This window comes from Ciceribacter ferrooxidans (assembly GCF_004137355.1).
GTDB lineage: Bacteria > Pseudomonadota > Alphaproteobacteria > Rhizobiales > Rhizobiaceae > Allorhizobium > Allorhizobium ferrooxidans.
In genome coordinates, this window is the sequence record NZ_SDVB01000398.1 from 1 (window position 1) to 258 (window position 258).

The 258-nt window shown below is 64.3% G+C and carries 1 protein-coding gene; it reads right to left on the reverse strand.

Annotation, left to right across the window (positions count from 1 at the left end; all coding sequences use genetic code 11):
- Positions 1-226 (reverse strand): hypothetical protein (locus EUU22_RS24325; RefSeq protein ID WP_205687968.1); only part of this gene is annotated, 226 nt, incomplete at its 3' end.
- Positions 227-258: the final 32 nt, after the last annotated feature.

The following is a 258-nucleotide window of genomic DNA, read 5'->3' on the forward strand; positions in this document are numbered from 1 at the left end:
GAACCTCCCTGTTCTGGAACCTGGCGTCGGCGCGGACCTCGTTGTCACGATACTCGTTCAATAGCGTTCGAATCGGAACGTCGATCGGACGTGCCGCCTCGGCAGCTGCCCGCTCGAGCGCGGCACGCTCGGCCTTCGCCTGCTCCTCCGCGAGCGGTCGCAGCCGAGCCATCTGTTTGTCGATGTCCGCGATAGCAGCCTTCAGAGTGGCGACATCCTTGGTCATGCCCGCTTGTGCACAGACGCCGCTCGAGGCTT